At 65.3% G+C, this 20574-nt stretch carries 15 protein-coding genes; 14 read left to right on the plus strand and 1 reads right to left on the minus strand.

The genetic code is table 11. The features are described from left to right. Nucleotides 1–989 precede the first annotated feature (989 nt). From IPN02_14300 to IPN02_14345, 10 genes are all read left to right on the plus strand, one after another. Entirely contained in the window at nt 990–3602 is a 2613-nt protein-coding gene (locus tag IPN02_14300; GenBank protein MBK9297975.1) for a restriction endonuclease subunit M, read from the plus strand. 51 nt (nt 3603–3653) lie between these two features. Next, a complete protein-coding gene (locus IPN02_14305) occupies nt 3654–5186 on the plus strand; it encodes an RNA-directed DNA polymerase (GenBank protein ID MBK9297976.1) in 1533 nt (510 codons plus the stop codon). 145 nt (nt 5187–5331) lie between these two features. Then, a complete protein-coding gene (locus IPN02_14310; GenBank protein MBK9297977.1) occupies nt 5332–5829 on the plus strand; it encodes a hypothetical protein in 498 nt (165 codons plus the stop codon). Between the two features lie 134 nt (nt 5830–5963). Further along, nucleotides 5964–12317: a DEAD/DEAH box helicase gene (locus tag IPN02_14315; protein MBK9297978.1), complete on the plus strand. Its 6354-nt coding sequence runs from the start codon at nt 5964–5966 to the stop codon at nt 12315–12317. Continuing rightward, the gene (locus IPN02_14320) at nt 12317–14455 is read left to right on the plus strand and encodes a DEAD/DEAH box helicase (GenBank protein ID MBK9297979.1); all 2139 of its coding nucleotides are present in this window, start codon (nt 12317–12319) and stop codon (nt 14453–14455) included. Before IPN02_14315 ends, IPN02_14320 begins: the two co-directional genes overlap by 1 nt. A gap of 443 nt (nt 14456–14898) precedes the next feature. Continuing rightward, nucleotides 14899–15606, plus strand: a complete 708-nt coding sequence (locus tag IPN02_14325; protein MBK9297980.1) for a hypothetical protein — start codon at nt 14899–14901, stop codon at nt 15604–15606. Nucleotides 15607–15998: 392 nt separating this feature from the next. Continuing rightward, on the plus strand, nt 15999–16205 hold the full coding sequence (locus IPN02_14330; GenBank protein ID MBK9297981.1) for a hypothetical protein: 207 nt from the start codon (nt 15999–16001) through the stop codon (nt 16203–16205). Between the two features lie 17 nt (nt 16206–16222). After that, on the plus strand, nt 16223–16609 hold the full coding sequence (locus IPN02_14335) for a type II toxin-antitoxin system VapC family toxin (protein ID MBK9297982.1): 387 nt from the start codon (nt 16223–16225) through the stop codon (nt 16607–16609). Between the two features lie 278 nt (nt 16610–16887). Further along, nucleotides 16888–17598, plus strand: a complete 711-nt coding sequence (locus IPN02_14340) for a hypothetical protein (GenBank protein MBK9297983.1) — start codon at nt 16888–16890, stop codon at nt 17596–17598. A 38-nt stretch (nt 17599–17636) separates the two neighbouring features. Continuing rightward, nucleotides 17637–17867 carry a type II toxin-antitoxin system Phd/YefM family antitoxin gene (locus tag IPN02_14345; protein ID MBK9297984.1) on the plus strand — a complete coding sequence of 77 codons (231 nt, stop codon included), beginning with the start codon at nt 17637–17639 and terminating at the stop codon, nt 17865–17867. A 41-nt stretch (nt 17868–17908) separates the two neighbouring features. Here IPN02_14345 and IPN02_14350 read toward each other — a convergent pair whose 3' ends face one another. Next, nucleotides 17909–18142 (minus strand): hypothetical protein, encoded by a 234-nt coding sequence (locus IPN02_14350; GenBank protein MBK9297985.1) that lies wholly within the window; start codon nt 18140–18142, stop codon nt 17909–17911. 174 nt (nt 18143–18316) lie between these two features. Here IPN02_14350 and IPN02_14355 point away from each other — a divergent pair, with 174 nt between their 5' ends. The 4 genes from IPN02_14355 to IPN02_14370 form a co-directional block, all read left to right on the plus strand. Then, entirely contained in the window at nt 18317–18529 is a 213-nt protein-coding gene (locus IPN02_14355) for a type II toxin-antitoxin system VapB family antitoxin (GenBank protein ID MBK9297986.1), read from the plus strand. Continuing rightward, complete coding sequence (locus IPN02_14360; protein ID MBK9297987.1) at nt 18526–18936, plus strand: PIN domain nuclease; 411 nt, start codon at nt 18526–18528, stop codon at nt 18934–18936. Before IPN02_14355 ends, IPN02_14360 begins: the two co-directional genes overlap by 4 nt. 63 nt (nt 18937–18999) lie before the next feature. Further along, the gene (locus tag IPN02_14365; GenBank protein ID MBK9297988.1) at nt 19000–20148 is read left to right on the plus strand and encodes a PD-(D/E)XK nuclease family protein; all 1149 of its coding nucleotides are present in this window, start codon (nt 19000–19002) and stop codon (nt 20146–20148) included. A 23-nt stretch (nt 20149–20171) separates the two neighbouring features. After that, the coding region (locus tag IPN02_14370) for a TM0106 family RecB-like putative nuclease (GenBank protein ID MBK9297989.1) at nt 20172–20574 on the plus strand (403 nt) is incomplete at its 3' end.

Consider the following 20574-nt stretch of genomic DNA (forward strand, 5'->3'; position numbering starts at 1 on the left):
ATGTTCGTCGACGACGCCAACGTTGCGGACCGGTCCGAGGAGCTTTACCTGCAGTTCCCCGGGTTGGACGCCCAGCTCTTCGACACCAAATCAACCGAGCTGCTCGACGGTGTCACCCTGCGCAACGAGGCCCTCCAGCAGGTGCTGCGCAAGCTGATGCTGTCCACCGGCAAACGCAAGAGCGACTCGGCCGGGTTCATCTCCTATGCCCAGCTGGGCATCAACCAGCTGGGTGCGGTGTACGAGGGGTTGATGGCCTATAGCGGGTTCCTCGCCACCGGTGACCTGTTCGAGGTGGCCAAGGGCGGCGACCCCGAGGGTGGCACGTGGATGCTGCCCGTCGACGACGCCGACGGCTACCCCGACAACGTGTTCGTCACCACCGAGGACCCCAACACCGGCCGTCCCGTGCGGGTGCGTCACGCCAAGGGCAGCTTCGTGTTCCGCCTGTCGGGGCGCGACCGGCAGCGTTCCGCCAGCTACTACACGCCCGAGGTGCTCACCCGCTGCGTGGTCAAGCACGCCCTGGCCGAGCTGTTGGGCACCGACGACTACGCCCCCGAGGGCGGCAGCGCCCAGATCACCGAGGCCACCGAGCTGCTCGACCTCACCATCTGCGAGCCGGCCCTGGGCTCCGGGGCGTTCCTCAACGAGGCGATCAACCAGCTGGCAGCCGAGTACCTGAAGCGCCGCCAGGCCGAGCTGGGGGAGTCCCTCGATCCCGACGCCTACCTCCGCGAACTCCAGCGGGTGAAGGCGCACTTCGCCCTGCACCAGAGCTACGGGGTGGATCTCAACGCCACAGCGGTCGAGCTGGCCGAGGTCAGCCTGTGGCTCAACGCCATGCACCCCGGGTTGAAGGCCCCGTGGTTCGGCCTGCAACTGCGCCAGGGCAACAGCCTCATCGGATGTCGCCGGGCCACCTGGAACGCCGACCAGCTGAAGCACCGCCCGTGGGCCGAGACCCGCAAGGGGCACGTGCAGCCCCGGTGGATCGCAAGCTGTCCGAGCCGCTCGCCGACAGCCACATCCATCACTTTCTGCTGCCCGGCCACGGCTGGGCGGCGGTGGCCGACCGCAAGGAGGCCAAGGAGCTGCGGGAAGACGAAGCCAAGCGCCTCAAAACCTGGCGCGCCACCATCTTGAAGGCTCCCCAACCAGCGCACGCCAAACGACTTGAAGCGCTGGCCGCCGGGGTAGAGGCCATGTGGGCCCAAGCAACCGAGCGCATCCGCCTCACCCAGCAGGGGCTGAGGCGACCGATTGATGTCTACGGCGCCACCATCGCCGAACGCGAGCCCGGCACCAGTCGTGCTCAAGCGGAGAAGGCCCTCACCGATCCCGACTCACCGCTGGGCCGATTGCGGACGCTGATGGACGCCTGGGTTGGATTGTGGTTCTGGCCCCTCGACACCGGCCAGAGCCCACCGAATTGGGAGCAGTGGCTCCAAATAGCCGAGGAGCTGATCCGTCCCGACGAGCGACACGGACTAGAAGGCCAACTCGACCTCTTCGATGACCTGGCCCAACTGCTCGATGCCGAGGAGTCCGAGAAGCGCAACCAAACCTCCGTCGCCGAACTGAAGCAGCAGCACCCATGGCTGGATGTGGCCGTCGGCGCCGCCCGCCGTGAGGGTGCCTGGCACTGGGACCTGGAGTTCGCTCCCGTCTTTCAGCAGGGCGGAGGCTTCGACCTCCAAGTCGGTAATCCGCCTTGGGTGCGGCCGCGATGGTACGAGGATCTTGTTCTGGCCGAAATCGATCCATGGTGGGGAATCACTGACCGGTCATCGTCGGCCGAACAGCGTCGACGTAGGTCGCAGAACCTTGCCGCTACAGGGGCACAGGCTCGGTATCTGTTGGAGGTGGCATCCTCCGAAGGGGTCGGGGAGATTCTGGGCTCTCCAGTCGTACGGGCCGAATTGGCCGGGGTGCATACCAACCTCTACATGACCTTCATGGATACTGCTTGGCGCAATTCTGCGGACGAAGGAATCACAGGTCTCATCCACCCAGAGAGCCACTTTGTCGATCCCAACGCTGGCCAGCTTCGACGCGCCACCTTTGAGCGACTCCGCCGGCATTGGCAGTTCATCAACGAGGTCTTCTTGTTTGAGGACATCAACCACAAGACCGTGTTCGGGATCCATGTCTACGGAGCCTCTGAAGCGATCCGGTTCGCGCAAGCTTCGTACTTGTTCCACCCTGACACGCTTGACCGGTCTCTCGGTCATGACAGCAACGGCGAATCTCCAGGCATTCAGCACGCTGGTGGAGGATGGGACCTCCGACCTCATAGCTCGCGGATCGTCACGATCGATGTGCAGGTGCTCACGAGCTGGGCGCAACTGTTCGATGAGCCAGGCACGCCACCGGCGGAGGCGCGGCTGCTCCGGCCGGTGACCGATGCTGACCTCGAAGCGCTGACGGTGTTGTCCAACCAGCCAAAGCGGCTCGCTGACCACGACTACCGCTGGACGACTGGATGGCACGAGAAGAGTGCCAAGACGGACGGCATCATTCGTTGGGACAGCGCAGTGCCGGGTTCCTGGGACGAGGTCATCCTGCAAGGACCGCACTTCTCTGTGGCGAACCCCTTCAACAAGCAGCCCAACGAGAACTGTAAGCACAATCAGGACTACAGCGAGTGGGATCTGGAGGCGTTGCCCGAACGGGTCACTCCGCGAACGAACTACCAACGGGACTGCGATCTGGCCACTTACGAGGGTGAACAGCCTTCGTGGGATGGCGTCCCAGTCACCTCGATGTGGCGAGTCATTCACCGATTGATGACTCAGCCAGGTCTCGAACGCTCTCTTCACGCTGCCATTTCCCTTCCGGGACCGCTCCACATCAACGGCGTGCAATCGACTGTCTTCCTGACCAACAGCGAGGTCGTCGCGTGGGCAGGGCTGTGCTCGGCGCTTCCACTTGACTACCTCGCCAAGATCTCTGGCACCGTCAACCTCTTCGATACCTACCTCCAACGCTTTCCCTTCCCAACTGAGGCGGCCGGGTCGCGGGCGCTGCTGCTCCGCACCCTTCGGCTGAACTGCCTGACGGCCGACTACGCCGCGCTGTGGGAGGAACTCTTCGATCCCGCTTGGCAGCAAGACGAGTGGTTGGACTCATCGCTCACTCGAGTGGAACTCGGAGACATCGGTCCGAAGTGGACCATGGACATGCCACTCCGACGGGACCAGGACCGCTGGCAGGCGCTCGTTGAGATCGACGCGCTGGCGGCACTCATGCTCGGATTGTCCGCCGATCAGCTCTGCGCCATGTATCGCACTCAGTTCGCCGTGCTCCGGAAGTACGAACACAAGATGGTTTTCGACGCCGAGGGTCGGAAGATCTGTGGGTACCACCAGAGCGCCGGATTCCGCCAGAGCCAACTCCAAGACCAGGCCAAGGCGGGCGACCTCCCCAAGGAGTGGACCAACCTCTGGAAGCTCTACGAGCAGTACGACGCCGACCCCGCGTCAGTCGACTGGCTAGGCCACTACGCCCCGCCATTCCGGCGGGCCTTTCGCGAAGAACAGATGGTTCAAGCGGTGCGGTGCCTCACTGCTGTCCACGCAGGAGGTGGTATGTGTGCCTGAAGTCGCGCCGATTCAAATTGGCCAACCAACCCTCAAAGGAGGTGTCACTTGATGTTCCCTAAAGAACTGATGAATTTGTGCGACTTCGACAACGTCTTGCGTCATGAATTGCGTCAACCGCTTGAAGGGTTTCCGCAAGCCACATTGGAGCATGCTTTGAGGTGGGACCCGGACGGGGCGGCACCTCACTTACGCAAACATCTGATAAAGGGGTTGGGAGGTCGAGGCAGGGAGGTGGTGATGGCCAACAAGTCCGACACCCACTTCCGACCTCTCAGCCGCCTTGACTTCTTGGCTCGGTTAGGCTTCCGAGCCCTTTCCACCCTAATTTCAGGGCCCGGGCTACCGGCCTTAGATCGGTCTTGGATCGCTCTAAGTCAATTCAGAGAGTATCCCGCAAACTCCACCGGTGGAAAGTATGTTGTGTCTTGTGACGTGCACAATTTTTATCAGGGTGTGCGACACGCTGACGTGGTCGATCAGATAGTTGGATTGACAGGTCAGTTGGAAGTGGCGTTGGTACTTAACGAAGCCTTGCAAGGAATGATGAGGGGATCGGTCGGCCTCCCTCAGTTTTCTGAAGTGTCCGACTTTATATCTGAGCTCGTCGTGAGCGTAGCAGAAAGGCGTCTCCTTAGAAAGGGTTATGACGTCGTACGGTTCAATGACGATTTTCGATTCGTCTGCTCATCTTACCGTGAGTCATTGGATGCACTGGAAGAAATCACTATCGAGCTTGCCCGGCTTGGGCTCTCGCTCAATGATAATAAAACGTTCATCTTCGGTTCAGCGTTTTATAAGAACTGGATTGCTAGGCCTGATGAGGAGTGGGCAAAGCTTGCAGGTCGGAAGGATGTTAGCCCATTGATCGGGGACTCGATTTACCGTTCCCTTGACGGTATGATTTTCGTTGATCCTGGGGAATGGCCCGCAATGGCCAAGGCGGCGCGCGCTGCTTTGGCTAACTGGTCTCAGCATCGTGCCATTGGAGCAGATGATCGGCTCGCATCCCGTCTCCAACTAGATTTAGTGCGTAGGGCTTTGGCGGTCCTCGCCGTCTTGCCAGGGGAGTACGCTGATATCAACATTTTGGTGGAGCTCTGGCACAGTGAGCCGCAGTTGTCCGAGCCGATTTCATCCTTCGTCAGTGCTGCCGGTAAAGAGAATAACCCCATTGGCGCAGCGGCTGTGGAGCGACTTGTGGGATCTTCTAATAGTGGTTACGGCTCGTGGCAGACTATGTGGTTGTTGAAGGCGGTCGCCAGTGTTGAGAACATCGGCGGGGCTACTAGGTCTTTCGTCCTTAGGGCATTGAACGCTGGAACGTCGTCTGTGGCATCCTTAGGGGCTGTGGCTGCGGCGCAACATCGAATCATCGACATCGCAGATGTGGCAGCGATGTTTGACAAAGTCGATGTTGCATCGCAGCCGGAGATAGCAGCGTCCGTAGCCTTTCTTGCGAAGAAAGATAACGACAGGAGAATGCGTGCGCTCCGAGGTGAGGGCTACGTTTTGGATCAGATTCTGAAGTATAATTTCGACGAGCTTCAGTGTTTTGATTTTTCGCTGGGGAGGCAAGTGTAGGATGCCATCAGCCCGGACACTGAGACTACGTCGTGGGCTGCTGTCCTCTCAGGCTGAGGAAGTGGTCCACCGACTACATATCGGTTCTGCACTGCTTGGACGAGTTGGATCGAATCCGGCCGGATTGAGGATCTCGACTAGCGCTATGGGCCCACCCGAGGTGCACAACATCCAGGCATTCCTAGTGCCGATGGTGCTTGGTGTGGCGGAAGATTTCGCAAAGGTTAGATTGTTTGAGTCGGTAGAACGCCCTGGGACACCTGCAGTCAATGGCGCTGACAGCTGGGTTCACGCAAAGGCCAGAGCTAGTGCGAGCTGGGATGGTCTCTACGATGGTTGGCGCGAGTGGTGTGATGTGGATGTCAGCGAGTTTGGTAACATCGAGGCTTTCAAGGCCTGGGTCCAAGTGCGCAATGCTCTTGTTCATGGGGCGGGAAAACTGTCACGTAGGCAGCAGGGCAATCAAAGAGAGCTTGTTGAAGCGTTTGCAGAGCTGGACGTCAGTTTTCAGGATCAAATATTGCGTTTAGGGGATGGGGCAGCTGAGAGTCTCCTCTCAACTGTTTTGGGTTTTGTTTGTTGGCTGGACGGACGGTCATGGCAGTTTATAGATCTTAGGTATGAGAAAGCTTGCGTGGGGTAGCTTGGCCAGTGCCGGAACAGATTGTGGTGAGCTAGGACTCTATTGAAGGTGGATACCGTTACGTTAGAACGGCACGCGGCAAGAGTCGCCCAACATCGTGCCGACGCTGAAGGGTTTCGATGATTCCGTCGTTGGTGGTCTCTGAAGTTCGTCAGGCGCTGGTCGAGTATCTGGCCACCACGTTTGCGTTGAGCGACGACGAGACGCGGGACGCGCTCTCGGAGTTTCTGACCGAAGCTGGCGATGGGATCTTCCGGGGTCCGTACCTGTCGGTGCGCACTCCGTTTCAGCATGTTGAAGACCGCTGGACGATCCCTCTGGAGTGGCTTCCGGATGACTTCGTCCCATACGCGCACCAGGCGGCGTCATTTGAGCGGCTGAGCAGCGTTGGTGGGCGTCAACCGGAACCGACCTTGGTGACGACCGGCACAGGGTCGGGTAAGACCGAGTGCTTCTTGTACCCGGTTCTGGATCACTGCGCTCGGATGCGCGACGAGGGCCGTCGGGGCATCAAAGCGCTGATTCTGTACCCAATGAACGCCCTGGCCTCCGACCAGGCTGGGCGCATCGCCAGCCTGATCGCCAGCGAAAGACGGCTGGCCGGGTTGACCGCCGGGCTGTATGTGGGGGAGGCGGGCCGCAACTCGACGATGGGCCCGGACAATGTGATCGACAAGCGGGAAGCGATCCGGGCCGACCCACCGGACATCTTGATGACCAACTACAAGATGTTGGACTTCCTGTTGCTGCGCAACGACGACAGGGAACTTTGGGCTGGGAACGATCCCGACACGTTGCAGTACGTGGTGCTGGACGAGTTCCACACCTACGACGGGGCCCAGGGCACCGACGTGGCCATGCTGCTCCGTCGGTTGGGCGCCACGCTCGGGGCCGCAGAGCCTGGGCGCCCGCTTGGCAACGCTACGCCGGTGGCCACCTCGGCGACGCTTGGCGCCGGGGCCTCGGCTGGTGCTGAGCTGGCCGAGTTCGCCGGGAAGGTGTTTGGGGTGGAGTTTCCACCCGAGTCGGTGATCGGCGAGAGCCGCCAAAGCGTCGACGAGGCCTGCGAGCCGGTGAATTACGAGCTGCCGATCCCGGACGTGGACGACGTGCTGGGGCTCACCGAACTGGAGGACGTGGCCAACGCCTTCTGTGCGTCGACGGATGAGGGTGGCGATTGGTCGGCTCTGGGGACTGACGACGATGCCAGGGTTCGGCTGGGGAAGCGGCTGCTGGCCCACCCGCTGACGTGGGCCGTGCTGTCGGCGGTGGGGGAGCGCCCCCGTTCGTGGCCCGAAGCGGTCAAGGAGATCGTGTTCCGTGCGCCCAATTGGGGCAGAACCCACCAAAACGAGCCGCTGCGGGCCGAGCAGGCGCTGGCGCAGTTCTTGTGGCTGCTATCGATGGCCCGCCGGCGTCGCGGCGCCAGGCTGACCCCGTTGTTCAGCGTGGAGATTCAGCTGTGGATCCGTGAGGTGTCGCGTCTGTTGCGGAAGGTGCAAGCGAAGCCGTCGTTCCGGTGGCGGGACTCGTCCGCTCCGGTATCGGAGGATGATGCGGAGGGCGGAGACACGCTGGAGCTGCCCTCGACGTACTGCCGTCAATGCGGCATGTCGGGCTGGATGGCCATCGCCTCGGAGACCAGCGATGCGCTGAGCACCAACGCCGGCCACATCTACCGGAGTTCGGTGCAGGGCTCGCCGCTGGCTCGAACGATGTTGGTTGGGCATCCCGACGATGAAGCGGTCCGCTGGTTCTCGCCCATCGACCACACCTTGAGCGACACCCGGTCCGAGGACGCCCTGCCGGTGTTGGTGACCGGCGGCGAGGACGACGCCCGGGCCGGCCGCTGCCCTGGTTGTAAGGAACGCGACGCCATTCGGTTTCTCGGGTTGCGGGTGGCCAGCCTGGCGTCGGTGTCGATCAACACGCTGTTTGGTTCCAACCACCTGGAGAGCCAGGAGCGGAAGCTGCTGGCCTTCACCGACTCGGTGCAGGACGCCTCCCACCGGGCCTCGTTCTTTGGTGGTCGCACGCACCGCTTCAACCTGCGGGCGCTGATGAGCCGGGCGCTGATCGATGACGGCGAGATGTCGCTGGCCGAGTTGGGCGAGACGTTGCTCGACGAGGCCACCACCCCCCGGGAGGTGTTCTCGCTGGTGCCACCCGACCTGCTGCGCCACCCGGTGGTGCGCACGGTGTGGACCGATGCCCCCAAGCCTCGGGCACACGAGCTGCTGGCGGCGAGGCTGGGCTTCGAGGTCGACCTGGAGTTTGGGCTGCGGGCGCGGGTGGGTCGAACGCTGGAGCTGTCGCGGGCGGCGGCCGCTGCGGTGACGCTGCCCGACATCGACGACTGGGCGTCGCTGGTGGCCGAGGAGGCCCAACGCGTGTCCGGCGAAGCGATCGACCCGCTGGCGGCGGTCACCTATGTGCGGGGGTTATTGGAGCGGCTGCGGCTGAAGGGCGGGCTGATGCACCCGCTGCTGACCCAGTACCTCGACAACGGCGGGGACACCTGGTTTATCTGGGGTGGCCGTCCCGATGGTCTGCCGCCCTTCACCAGCGACCGGGGCCGCCCGACGTTCTTCACCACCAGTCCGAAGGGCACCCTGGATTCGCTCAGCTCGCTGAGCGCCACCCCAACCTGGGTGGTCGACTGGGCGGTCCGCAGCCTGGGCGTGGCGCCCGCGCTGGGACGGGAGCTCAACCTGCTCACCATGAAGCTGCTGGCCAACGAGACCGACACGGTGGTCGCCTGGACTGGATCCGGCCACACGATCTACGGGCTCGACCGCCGCATGGTGAGGATCGGCGATGTTGCCGACGACGAGGAGGCCCCGCTGACCGCCAGCACCGTGCGCTGCGGTTTCTGCGGTCACCTGCACGTCGCCCCGCCGTCGCAGCTGGAGGCATGGGAGGGCACACCGTGCCTGCGCTACCGGTGCAGCGGGCGCTTCGAGGCGCTGGAGCCGCGGGAGGTCAACTACTACCGCGACCTGTACCGGGGCGGAAACGTCACCCGGGTGGTCACCGGCGAACACACCGGGCTGCTGCGCCGGGCGCCCCGGGAGGACCTGGAGGCTGCGTTCAAGGCCGGCACCGCTGCGGACGCCCCCAACGTGCTGACCGCCACGCCCACCCTGGAGATGGGCATCGACATCGGCGACCTGTCGTCGGTGATGCTCACCTCGGTGCCCCGCAACCCGGCCAGCTACATCCAGCGGGTGGGTCGCTCGGGACGGGCCAGCGGCAACTCGCTGATCACCACGTTCGTCCCCACCGACACCCACGGCCTCTACTACCTGGCCGACCCCGAGGCGATGCTGGCCGGCGACGTGCGGCCGCCCAACTGCTACCTCGACGCCCTCGAGATCCTGCAGCGCCAGTACGTGGCCTACCTGATCGACCGCATCGCGGACGGCACCATCGTCGCCCCGAAGCTGCCCCGCCAGATCGGCCAGCTGATGAAGGCCGGCGTCGATGTGGGCTCGTTTTTGCGGGCGGTGATCGACGCCTCGATCGGAACGCCCGCCCACGTCGAAGCCTTTCTGGGGTTGTTCGACGACGCCGACCGGCGGAGCACGTTGAGCGATCGCAGCGTGGCGGCGCTGCGCGACTTTGCCGGTGCCGGCATCGAGCTGATGCTGAAGGAGGCGGCCGGAACGTGGCAGGAACACGCCGCCGACCTGCGGCTTCGGTTGCAGCGGCTGACCAACGCCGCCGACAAGCTGGAGGGGGAGGCGCTGCCCAGCGACGAGGCCTCCCGAGAGCTGGCCGACCTGCGCGGGCAGCGCTCGGCGCTGGCGCTGCTGGCCAGGCAGCATCGCGAGGAGTACACGCTGAGCGCGCTGGAACGCCTGAGCGTGCTGCCCAACTTCATGCTGATGGACGACTCGATCACCCTGTCGGCCACCACGTGGGCCCGCGACGACGACGGCGACTACGAGACGACGATGGTCGAGTACCAGCGGCCCGGGCGCCGGGCGATCACCGAGCTGGCGCCCGGCAACAGCTTCTACGCCGCCGGGCACCGCCACGTGATCGACGCCCTCGAGATCGGCACCGCCGACTTGCCCGCCCACGAGCAGTGGCGGCTGTGCCCCGACTGCGGATACGGCTGCATCGACGAGGGCGAGCCGCCCGCCGAGTGCCTGCGCTGCAAGGGGCGCCGCATCGCCGACACCGGCGCCATCCACCGCATGCTGCGCCTGAAGCGGTCGATGGCCTCGGGCTCCGAGGAATCCGCCCGGGTGTACGACGAGACCGACGACCGGCGGCGCGAGCAGTACGACTCGCTGCTGGCCGTCGACGTCGACCCCCACCACGTGGAGGGCGCCTGGGCGCTGGCCAACCAGGCGTTCGGCGCCGAGTTTGCCGCCGGCACGCACTTCCGCACGATCAACTTGGGCTTCGCTCACCGCAGCGGCGAGAAGCGCCACATCGCCGGGCACGACCATCACGTCACCGGCTTTACCGTGTGCGCCCACTGCGGGGCGGTGCGTGAGGTGCGGGACCGGTCGAAGAACACCCCGAGCGAGCGGCTGCACGAGGGCTGGTGCAAGGTGCGCTCGGGCGCCAAGAACGAGCAGTGGGACGACGTGGTGCTGTTCCACGAGCTGACCACCGAGTCGATCCGCATGCTGTTGCCGGTGTCGATGTTTGAGGTGTCCGAACGCCTGGCGTCGTTCAAGGGGGCGCTGCTGCTGGGGCTGCGGGCCGACTTTGGCGGGGACCCCAGCCACCTGGAGGTGGCGCTGACCGATGCGCCCAACCGGGCCGGGCAGGGGCGCCGCCGCTACCTGATGCTGTTCGATGCGGTGCCCGGCGGCACCGGCTACCTGGCCCGGCTGGCCGAACCCGACCGGGTGCGCACCATCCTGGAACGGGGCCGGGACGTCATCGCCCGCTGCCCGTGCGTCACCGAGGGCCGCCAGGCGTGCCACCGCTGCCTGCTGGGTGTGGTCGACCGTGGGGAGTACGAGCTGGCCCGCCGGGACCTGGCCCTGGAGATCCTCGACGACCTGCTGGGCGACGACGTGTGGCACCCCCAATCGGTGCCCACCGTGGCCGACATCGAGATCGGCACGGTCGAGGAGTCCGAGCTGGAGCGCCGGTTCAAGGCGGCGCTGCGGGCGTGGGCGGCATCGTTGCCCGACACGCGGGCCTCGCTGACCGACGTGCCCGGTCAGGGCCGCTACAAGGCGTTCGAGCTGCGGATGGAGACCGGCGACGACCCGGAGACCAGCGTCCGCACGCACTACCGGATCGAGGAGCAGGAGGGCCTGGGCACGTCACCCAGCGTGCTGCCCGACTTCCTGATCCGCCGCCTGGACACCCGCGCCCCCAACATTGCGGTGTTCCTCGACGGCTACCAGTTTCATGCCTCGCCCGAGGTGAACAACATCGCCGCCGACGCGCAGAAGCGGCGGGGGATTCGAGACAACGGCGACCTGGTGTGGAACCTGACGTGGAACGACGTGAAGACGTTCCACTCGGCATTCGAGGCGTCGCCCCCAACGGAACCGGCCGCCCGCAACCTGATCACCGGCGAGGCCCGGCGCCTGGCCCGCCGGGTGCAGCAGGGGCAGCGGGGGCGCTTCGAGGTCGACGACCTCAACCAGAACCCGATGAAGCTGCTGCTGGACGTGATGGCCCGCCCCGACTTCGACGAGTGGAGCCAGCTGGCCATGTCGGGCATCGGTGGCATGTTCGCTTCGACCGAGCCGAAGCTGGCGTTGGGGGCCGGAGACGGCGAGGAGTTCCTCGGACGGGCCGCCAGGGGTTCGAAGGCGGTGCAACCGGCTGGCGACGGCGGTGCGCAGGTTGCGCTCGGAGTGCGCGCCGACACGCCCAACGGGCTGAGCCTGGCGCTGGCGCTCGATACTCGCCCCGGACGTGAGCAGCTCCAGCGCTGGACGGTGCTCGCTGCCCTGCCCGACTCGGCGCGAGATGTTTCGGCCGAGGGCCACGCAGCCCGGTGGCAGGACTGGGTGCAGTGGGCCAACGTCGCCCAGCTGATGCGAGGCCCCGGCCGCCACGCGCTGATCACCGCCACCTCCGAGGCGGAGGACCTGAGCTTCGACCTGCTCTGGCTGGTGAACCTCGACCAGGAGGATGACCCAGCGAGCAGCGTTGCCGCCGTCGACGGCGCCGCGGCGCCGGACGGACCTGAGGAGGCGCTCCTCGTGGCGGCCGACGGAGTGTCACAGGGCGACGTCACGATCTCCGAGGAGATGAACGAAGAACTGGAACTCGTAGAGGATGAGGACGTGCGGGAGCTGACCAGAAGGATGCTGATGCGGGGCGCCCCCGACTTTGAGGCCGGCTACGAGCTTGGGGGCGAACCCGTCGAGGCCGCCTGGCCCGACCGGCGCATCGGCGTGCTCGGCGCAGATCAGGCCGGCGTCAGCGCCGATGGGTGGGACCTGCGCCCGGCGTCGGGCTGGACGGACGATGCGCTGCTCGATGCCGTGGGGGAGCGCTGATGGCATCCCTCGCTCTCGCCACGACGTTCCTCGCCGATTACGGGCGTCTCCCCAACAGGATGCAGCGGCGCATCGGCGACCTGGTCACCAAGTTCGCCCAGATGACCCCGGCCGATCTGGGCAAGGCAAAGGGCATCAACCTGGAGCCCTACAACGGCTCGGCCGACCCCCGCTCTCGGACCATCCGCATCGACGATGGTCAGCGGGGCATCGTGCTGGACGTGGGCGACGGCGAGCACTTCGTGCTCACCCGCATCTGCAACCACGACGAGGCCGAGCGGTGGATGGCCAAGAACAAGTTCTCGGTCAACGCCGCCACCAACGCCCTGGAGCTGGTCAACCTCACCGCCATCGAAGCGCAGGCCGCCGTGGTGCAGGAACAGGCCGACCCGGCCGGTGACCAGCTGTTTGCCCACCGGCGAGATCGCGACTTTGCCAACCTGGGTGTCACCGCCGAAGTGGTGCCGGCGCTGATGGCGCTGACCTCCGAGGATCAGCTGGAGGGCCTGCTCAGCCTCTTGCCACCATCCCAGGCCGAGGCGGTCATTGCGCTGACCGGCACCGACGACGTCGACCACATCTACCAGGAGCTGGCCGGTGCCATCCACGGGGAGGTCGATACCGACGACGTGGTCGCCGCTTTGGAGGCGCCCGCTTCCCAGGCCGCCTTCCACGTCGTTGAGGGGCAGGACGAACTGGCTGACATCCTCGCCCAGCCGTTGGCGATGTGGCGGATCTTCCTGCACCCCTCGCAGCGCCACCTGGCCTACCGGGACAGCTACAGCGGGCCGGCCCGGGTGACCGGCGGGGCGGGCACCGGCAAGACCGTCGTGGCGATCCATCGGGCGAAGGCGCTGGCCGAACGCCTCGAGAGTCCGCTGGGCAAGCCGATCCTGTTCACCACGTTTACCCGCAACCTGGCGCAGGCGATCGAGAACGACCTGCGGGCGTTGGACCCCGCAGCCGTCAGCCGGGTGGACGTGATCAACGTGGACCGGCTGGTGTTTGCGTTGGTGCGGGAGGCCGAGGGGCGGGACCCGAAGGTCGCCCAGGACGACTACTGCAAGAAGGTTGCCGACGAAGTGGTGACCGAGCGGGCGATGGACGGCGAGTACTCCGGATCGTTCCTGGTGAACGAATGGGAGCAGGTGGTGTTGGCCAACAACTGCCGCAGTCGCGCCGACTACTTCGCCGTCAGCCGGGCCGGGCGGGGCATCCCCCTCAACCGCCGCCGCCGGGCCGAGGTGTGGAAGGCGATCGACGAGCTGGAACGCCGCCTCGACCAGGCCGGGCGGCGCACCCACCTGCAGCTGGCGGCTGCGGCCGCCGGCTACCTGGAACCCCGGACGACCAAGCCGTACCAGCACGTGGTGGTGGACGAGGCCCAGGACCTGCATGAGGCGCAATGGCGGCTGTTGCGGGCGGTGGTGGCCGAGGCGCCGGACGACATGTTCATCGTGGGCGACAGCCACCAGCGGATCTACGACCGTCGGTCGTCGTTGTCGAAGGTGGGCATCAAGGTGGTGGGCCGCTCGGCGAAGCTGAAGCTGAACTACCGGACCACCCACGAGATCATGGCGTGGAGCCTGGCCATGCTGGGCACCGATGGGGGCGTCACCGCCGACGACCTCGATGGCGGGTCCGACAAGCACTCCTTCGCCGGCTACCACAGCCTGCGGTCGGGTCCCGAGCCGGTGCTGGCCGGCTTTCGCACCCGCCCCGAGATGCTCGATGCGCTGGTCGAGCAGGTGCGTGCCTGGATTGACGAGGGGGTCGACCCGATCGCCATTGGCGTGGCGGCCCGCACGAACAGGCAGGTCGAGGCCGCCAAGGGTGCGCTGGACTCGGCCGGGCTGACCACCTGCCTGTTGCCGCAGAAGGACCTGCCCAGCAAGCCCGGGGTGCGGCTGGGGACGATGCACCGCATGAAGGGCCTGGAGTACGAACGGGTGGCGGTGAGCGACGCCGACGACGCCAGCGTGCCGGCAGGCTGGGCGATGACCGAGCGAGACGACGATCCGGTGCAGCACGCATCGGACCTGGAGCTGGAGAAGTCCCTGCTGTACGTGGCGGCCACCCGCGCTCGCGACGGGCTCTACATCACCTGGTCGGGCACCCCGAGCAGGTTCCTCGGATGAGTACCCAGGGTCTCGACCTGAGCGATCGACCGTTGAGGTGGCAGGGAACGCTCCACCTGTTGGTCTTAGAATTGATCCTGGTTGCACTGTTTGGGTGGTGGGCGAACTGGCCAGGACTTGGATGGATCGTTGCTGCTTACCTACCGATTCGGTGGCTCTCGCTGGCAGCACACGAGTACGGCCACGTCATCGGGGCGGGGCTTGGCGATATGAAGGTCCGGACCGTGTCGATCGGAACGGGACCATCAACCGTCATCCACTCCCACGACCCCGAGTTGCGCCTGGGTTTGTGGCCGAGCAGCGGGTTTGTGTTGGCGGATCTACGGACTGCATCTGATGATCGACGTTCCAAGCTGCTCCACGCCACGGGTGGACCGGCAGCCAACTTGCTGGTGCTGGTGGGCCTCCTGATCTGGCGTCCCGGCCCACTCGGATGGGTTGCCATGGCGGTGCAGATGGTGATGTTGCTCACCACTCTGACCGTTGCCGAGGTTCGGATTCCGGGCCTCGGAGACAAGGTGCCGTCTGACGGAATGGTCCTTGGCCGCCTTCTGGCCCCAACCAGCGACGCCCAGGCTCAGGCTCAGGCTCAGGCTCAGGCTCAGGCTCAGGCTCAGGCTCAGGCTCAGGCTCAGGCTCAGGCTCAGGCTCAGGCCGAACACGAGCGGCGGTGGGCCGTTCTTTCCCAAGATGGTTCCAGCCCCGCCGAGAAGCTGTCCGCTGCCACAGAGATGCTAAAGACTCCGTGCTGGGACGCTCACACGCAGCTGTTTCTCAAGGGGGCGGTGGCGTACTACATCGCGGTGTTTGGATTAGTTGAGCGATATGGCGAGGCTGACCGGCTCTCGTCCGAGGTGGTAGCGCAGGACCCGAGCGATGCCAACGTGGATACCCGAGGTTGCGTGCTGGCGATGATGGGCGCCGGGCTTGAGGCTGTGCCGATGCTGAAGCGGGGGTTGATCGGCATCGATGAGCTTGGTCTTGGTGATGAGGAACTGGGGTGGTGCCACTCGTTCCTGGCCAAGGCTCACCTCGACGGTGGTGCGGAGCCCGAGGCCAGGTCGCATGCCCTCAAGGCTGCTGAGCTTGGCGCGACGATCCCTGCGTTTGACGAGGTTCAGCAACGTCTCGGGCTGTCGCAGATCGACTGAATTCAGTCGGTTGCCGTGAACACCGCTTGTAGCCCATCGTCGGGGTGGAAGGTCCAGGTCACATTTACGTGGTCGGCGTCGGCCTCCTGGGTGCCGTCGAGCGCCCGAGTCTGTCCCATTCGTTGGACTGCTGCGGATGAGAAGCCCAGTTCATCCATTGGCGGATGTCGAGAACCGCCGGAGGTCGCCACCCCGGTGGCGTCCGAGCGAGCTGAAGAAGTCCCTGCTGTGGGTGGGGTCCACACGCGCCCGCGATCGGCTCTACATCACCTGGGCAGGCACCCCAGGCAGGTTCCGCAGCTGAGCCATCGACTGCGTTGTCTGCTACCCGTCGACGGAGTACATTTAGATCCATGGCAGAAGTAAAGAAGCGACGGAAGGGGACGACCCGCGTGAGTTCTCAACGCCAGGTGACGATTCCCGCTGAAGCGTTTCGCTCTGCTGGTTTCGCAGTTGGCGATCAACTTGCTGCTCGATCCGATGGGCCCGGTCGGGTGACGTTCGAGCGAGTCGATGATGTGCTCGCTGAGTTCGCCGGGGCGCTGACCGGCGTCTACGAACCCGACGAGCTCGACAAGCTGCGGGATGAATGGGACTGACCCACTTGGATGCAGGGGTGCTGATCGGGTTCCTCAACGCGGAGGACGCGCATCACGGGTCGGCAGCCAAGGCGATTGGGGATGCGCTTTCGGAGAACCAAACGCTCGCGATGTCAGCTTCAGTTTTCGCCGAGATTCTGGTCGGACCATCCAGGAGCGGCGCCGAGGCGGTTGAGGTCGTGCGCAACATGGTGGCCACCTTGCCCATCGGGACGGTTCCGATTGGCGATGAGATAGCGGTGACGGCTGCAGGACTGCGGGCTCGTCACCAATCGCTCAAGCTCCCGGACGCTCTGGTCATTGCTGCGGCCAAGGTGGAAGGCGCAGATCGGCTCGTCACCACCGATCGATGCTGGCCAGCAGCCAAGCGCCTCGGCATCACGACGGAACTGCTCATTCTTTAGGGCAGCCGGTTGATGCCCGCGGGATCTCTCCCCAGGGGGTGCGGATCCGTACCTGCGCAACGTGCCCTCAGGACCTCTGGGCCAGTGACAGGTGCTCGACTGAAGCCTCGGGGTTGTCCGAGCGGGCGACGTCGACCACCGCCTGAAACAACGTCACCGATGGGGGCGTCACCGCCGACGACCTCGACGGTGGGTCCGACCAGCATTCCTTCGCCGGCTACCACAGCTTGCGGTCGGGGCCCGAGCCGGTGTTGGCCGGGTTTCGCACCCGGCCCGAGATGCTTGATGCGCTGGTCGAGCAGGTGCGCAGCTGGATCGACGAGGGGGTCGATCCGATCGCCATCGGCGTGGCGGCCCGCACGAACAGGCAGGTCGAGGCCGCCAAGGGTGTGCTGGACTCGGCCGGGCTGACCACCTGTCTGTTGCCCCAAAAGGACCTGCCCAGCAAGCCCGGCGTTCGACTGGGGACGATGCACCGCATGAAGGGACTGGAGTACGAACGGGTGGCGGTCAGCGACGCCGACGACGCCAGCGTGCCGGCGCCGGACGAGCTCGACCGGCATCGCATCGGTCTGCAGGCTGCCCGACGGGATCGTGTGAACCTCTTCGTGGAGAGTGCCGAACGGCTGCTTGTTCGCATGGAGGCTGCAGCCAACACGGCCAACTCGAAGGTGTTGCTCAACCCGATCCAGTCGCCGGCCGTCATCAAGGCGAGCAACAGCGTCGTCGAGGGCGTCGGCGAATTCCACGGGTTGCTTGAGATCGAGGCGTCCCTCCAATCGGCCGAGGCCCGAAAGTGGAAGCACGCTGCCTCCGAGACCTGGGACACGACTTTTGAGCGAGGGGCTGCTGGCATCGGCACGGTGAAGACCTTCGGTGGCGACACTTTCAGCCAGGCGAAGTCGGCAACGGGCAAGCTCTCCGGGAAGCTCTCTGGCCGGAAGCTGCGCAGGCGCGGAAGCGGTGACCGGGAAGGAGATGGGGCCTGACCCCAGCTACGTTGGCTGTACGAAGGAGGCGACTTTCTATGGCGAAGAACTTCGATGAACTCGCACAACCCATCATCGATGACCCAGTGCGTGCAGTCCGTGTCGAGCGGTTCGTCGTCGAGGCCCTTGAGCAGGTCGTCACCCTTGAGGGCTCGGAGCAGGACGAGGCCGCCGAGGACTTGGTAGATCAACGCGAACTCGAGCTGGCCCGAGCCGAGAACGAGTTCCTCGCCTGGGAGGAAGTCAAAGCTGACCTCGGCCTGGCCTGAAGCTCCCACCCCGTCCAGAGTGACGGGCTCGCCGGTTAGAGCTACTTCCCAGCGTAGGTGGTGAACTCCGAGAGCGGGCGGGTGGCGTAGTCGTTGGCCTCGGCCTCAATCGCCGCAATGGTGGCGTGTCTGCCGTCGAGGATGTCGGGCTCGCCGGTGGGCTTGTAGAGATAGCCGTCAGCATCGGCGAGGTAGTCGCCGTATGGGTACAGCGGGGTGTCGGGCGTCGGCCTCGGCGCATTCTTCCGGGTCGGTTCGGTCGTGGTGGTGCTCATAGGAAATCGGCCTGTGTGCCCGGCCTCAGCTTCATAGAGTGGATAACTCGGCGTTCAGTATCGGACGGTACGTAGACAATTTCCAGTAGCTGTCCGGTCTGGGTCGCTCCGAGGAGGACTCCATCCGGCGGGTGGTCGTACACGTTCTTTACACGTGAGGTGTAGGATAGGTGTATGGCTCGAACTCGAACCAACATCGAAATCGATGACGTTTACGTTCGGGCGATCATGGATCGCTTCTCCGTGAACACCAAGACTGAGGCGGTGGACCTGGCGCTCCGCCATCTTGCCGGTCAGCCGATGTCCCGTGAGGAAGCACTGGCGATGAGGGGCGCCCAGGCCCTCGATGCGCTGCCAGCCGATAGCGGGCCGGCCGACGCAGCGTGATCCTCGCTGACACGTCGGCGTGGGTTGAGTTCGATAGGGCCACAGGTAGCGAGGTTGATCGCAGGCTGACCGACATCATCACCACCAGCGAGCCCCTCGGCGTCACTCAGCCGGTGATCATGGAACTGGCTGCTGGCGCGCGAAATGACGAACGCGAGCAGGACATCCGGCGGCTCTTGGGGCGCTTTGATCTGCTCAACTTCGATGCCGTTATCGACTTCGATGCCGCTGCCCGTATCTACCGGACGTGTCGACGAGCCGGAGTTACTCCACGAGGGATGGTCGACTGCATGATTGCCGCCATCGCTCTGCGATATGGGGCCACCTTGCTGGCCCAGGATGGTGACCTCACTCGCGTTGCCGCCGTGATGGGAATCCCGTTGGACGCGGCCTCGCCCCAGGGTTGAGCGGCTCTCAAGCATTGGGGTCAGCAGGGTGTTGGTCCGCCCCAGCCGGGTCATGATGTTCGGGTGACCGCTCGGCTGCTGACCCCGTCCAAGATCACTGCCTGGCTGAGCTGCGAGCACGCCCTCACGCTGCAACACCAGCTGGAGTCCGGGGCGATCGCCCCGGTCGCCCAGCCGTTCGGGTCGTTCGCCCGGCTGCTGGCCAACAAGGGATTGGAGCACGAGGCTGCGTGCCTGGCTGCCTATCGGGCGCAGGGGCTGTCGATACTTGAGATCCCCGATCGAGCGCCGACCGAGAGCTTCGCCGACTGGGTGGAGCGCATCGGCGACCCGTTCGCCGGGGGCCACGACGTGATTTACCAGATGCCGTTCGCACACGACGGAGTTCGCGGCGTGGCCGACTTTGTGCTGCGGGTGATCGACGAAAAGACCGGACAGGTGAGCTACGAGCCGGTCGACGCCAAGTTGGCTCGCTCGGAGGCAAAGCCCGGCCACGTGCTGCAGCTGTGCTTCTACGCCGAGGCGATCGAGGCGCTCACCGGCACGCTGCCTGCACAGATGCACCTGTGGCTGGGGTCGGGTGAGTTCGAGACGATCCGAACCGACGACGTGATGCCGTACTGGCGACACCTGCGATCGGGGTTCCACGAGCTGATGAGCGAGGAGGGAGCGAAGGCGGACACCACGCCCGTCCCCTGCGACCACTGCGAGGTCTGCGACTTCGAAGCGACGTGCGCTGCCTGCTGGCGCTCCGAGGACGCAGTGCACCTGGTGGCCAACGTCCGGACGATGGACGTCCCGCTGCTGGAAGCGAGCGGCATCGGGACGCTTGCGGGCCTGGCCGATGCGCGCCCCGGCACCGAGGTGGAAGGCATCGACCCGGATCGGCTGGCCCAGATGTCCATCCAGGCGGAGCTGCAACGGGTCGCCCGCGACTCGCCCGACGAGGCGCCGCCGTTTCGATTCATCGACGTGGCGGATGGACCACCCGGATCGCTGGGGTACGAACAACTGCCCAAGCCCGACGACGGCGACGTGTTTCTCGACTTCGAGGGCCACCCGTTCTGGCGACCCTCGGGCGGACTGTTCTTCCTGTTTGGCTGGCTCTGCCGCGACGAGGCGGGAGACGGAGCCGGGGCGGCGACGGCTGGACCTACCACGCCCGCTGGGCACATGACCTGGCCGAGGAACGCACGCAGGTCGGGGCGCTGATCGAGTACCTGGCCGAGCGGCGTGTGCGCTACCCAGACATGCACGTCTACCACTACAACCACACCGAGCGGTCCACCCTGGAACGCCTCGCCCGTCAGCACGGGGTAGGTGAGGTGCTGCTGGACGAACTGGTGGGCACCGGTGCGTTCGTCGACCTGCTGGCCGTCATCCGCGACGGCATGCAGGTGGGCGTCGAGTCGTACGGGCTGAAACACCTTGAGGTGCTGGCGGGCTACCAGCGGGGCGAGGACATCGGGCAGGGCGCTGGGGCCGTGGTGGCCTACGAGGAGTTCATGGCCAATGGTGACCAGGACTCGCTCGACCGGATCGCCGACTACAACGCCGACGATGTGCGGGCGACCCGGGCGCTGCGGGACTGGCTGGTGGAGCAGCGAGACGACGCTCACGACTGGCGAGACGCCGAGC

The sequence above is a fragment of the Candidatus Microthrix subdominans genome (genome assembly GCA_016719385.1).
Taxonomy (GTDB): Bacteria; Actinomycetota; Acidimicrobiia; order Acidimicrobiales; family Microtrichaceae; genus Microthrix; species Microthrix subdominans.

Bases quoted from the DNA above. Each gene is read 5' to 3' on its own strand.
- IPN02_14305 (MBK9297976.1), top strand. From the start codon at position 3,654: ATGTTCCCTAAAGAACTGATGAATTTGTGCGACTTCGACAACGTCTTG.
- IPN02_14310 (MBK9297977.1), top strand. From the start codon at position 5,332: ATGGGCCCACCCGAGGTGCACAACATCCAGGCATTCCTAGTGCCGATG.
- IPN02_14320 (MBK9297979.1), top strand. From the start codon at position 12,317: ATGGCATCCCTCGCTCTCGCCACGACGTTCCTCGCCGATTACGGGCGT.
- IPN02_14325 (MBK9297980.1), top strand. From the start codon at position 14,899: ATGGCGGTGCAGATGGTGATGTTGCTCACCACTCTGACCGTTGCCGAG.
- IPN02_14340 (MBK9297983.1), top strand. From the start codon at position 16,888: ATGCTTGATGCGCTGGTCGAGCAGGTGCGCAGCTGGATCGACGAGGGG.
- IPN02_14345 (MBK9297984.1), top strand. From the start codon at position 17,637: ATGGCGAAGAACTTCGATGAACTCGCACAACCCATCATCGATGACCCA.
- IPN02_14350 (MBK9297985.1), bottom strand. From the start codon at position 18,142: ATGAGCACCACCACGACCGAACCGACCCGGAAGAATGCGCCGAGGCCG.
- IPN02_14355 (MBK9297986.1), top strand. From the start codon at position 18,317: ATGGCTCGAACTCGAACCAACATCGAAATCGATGACGTTTACGTTCGG.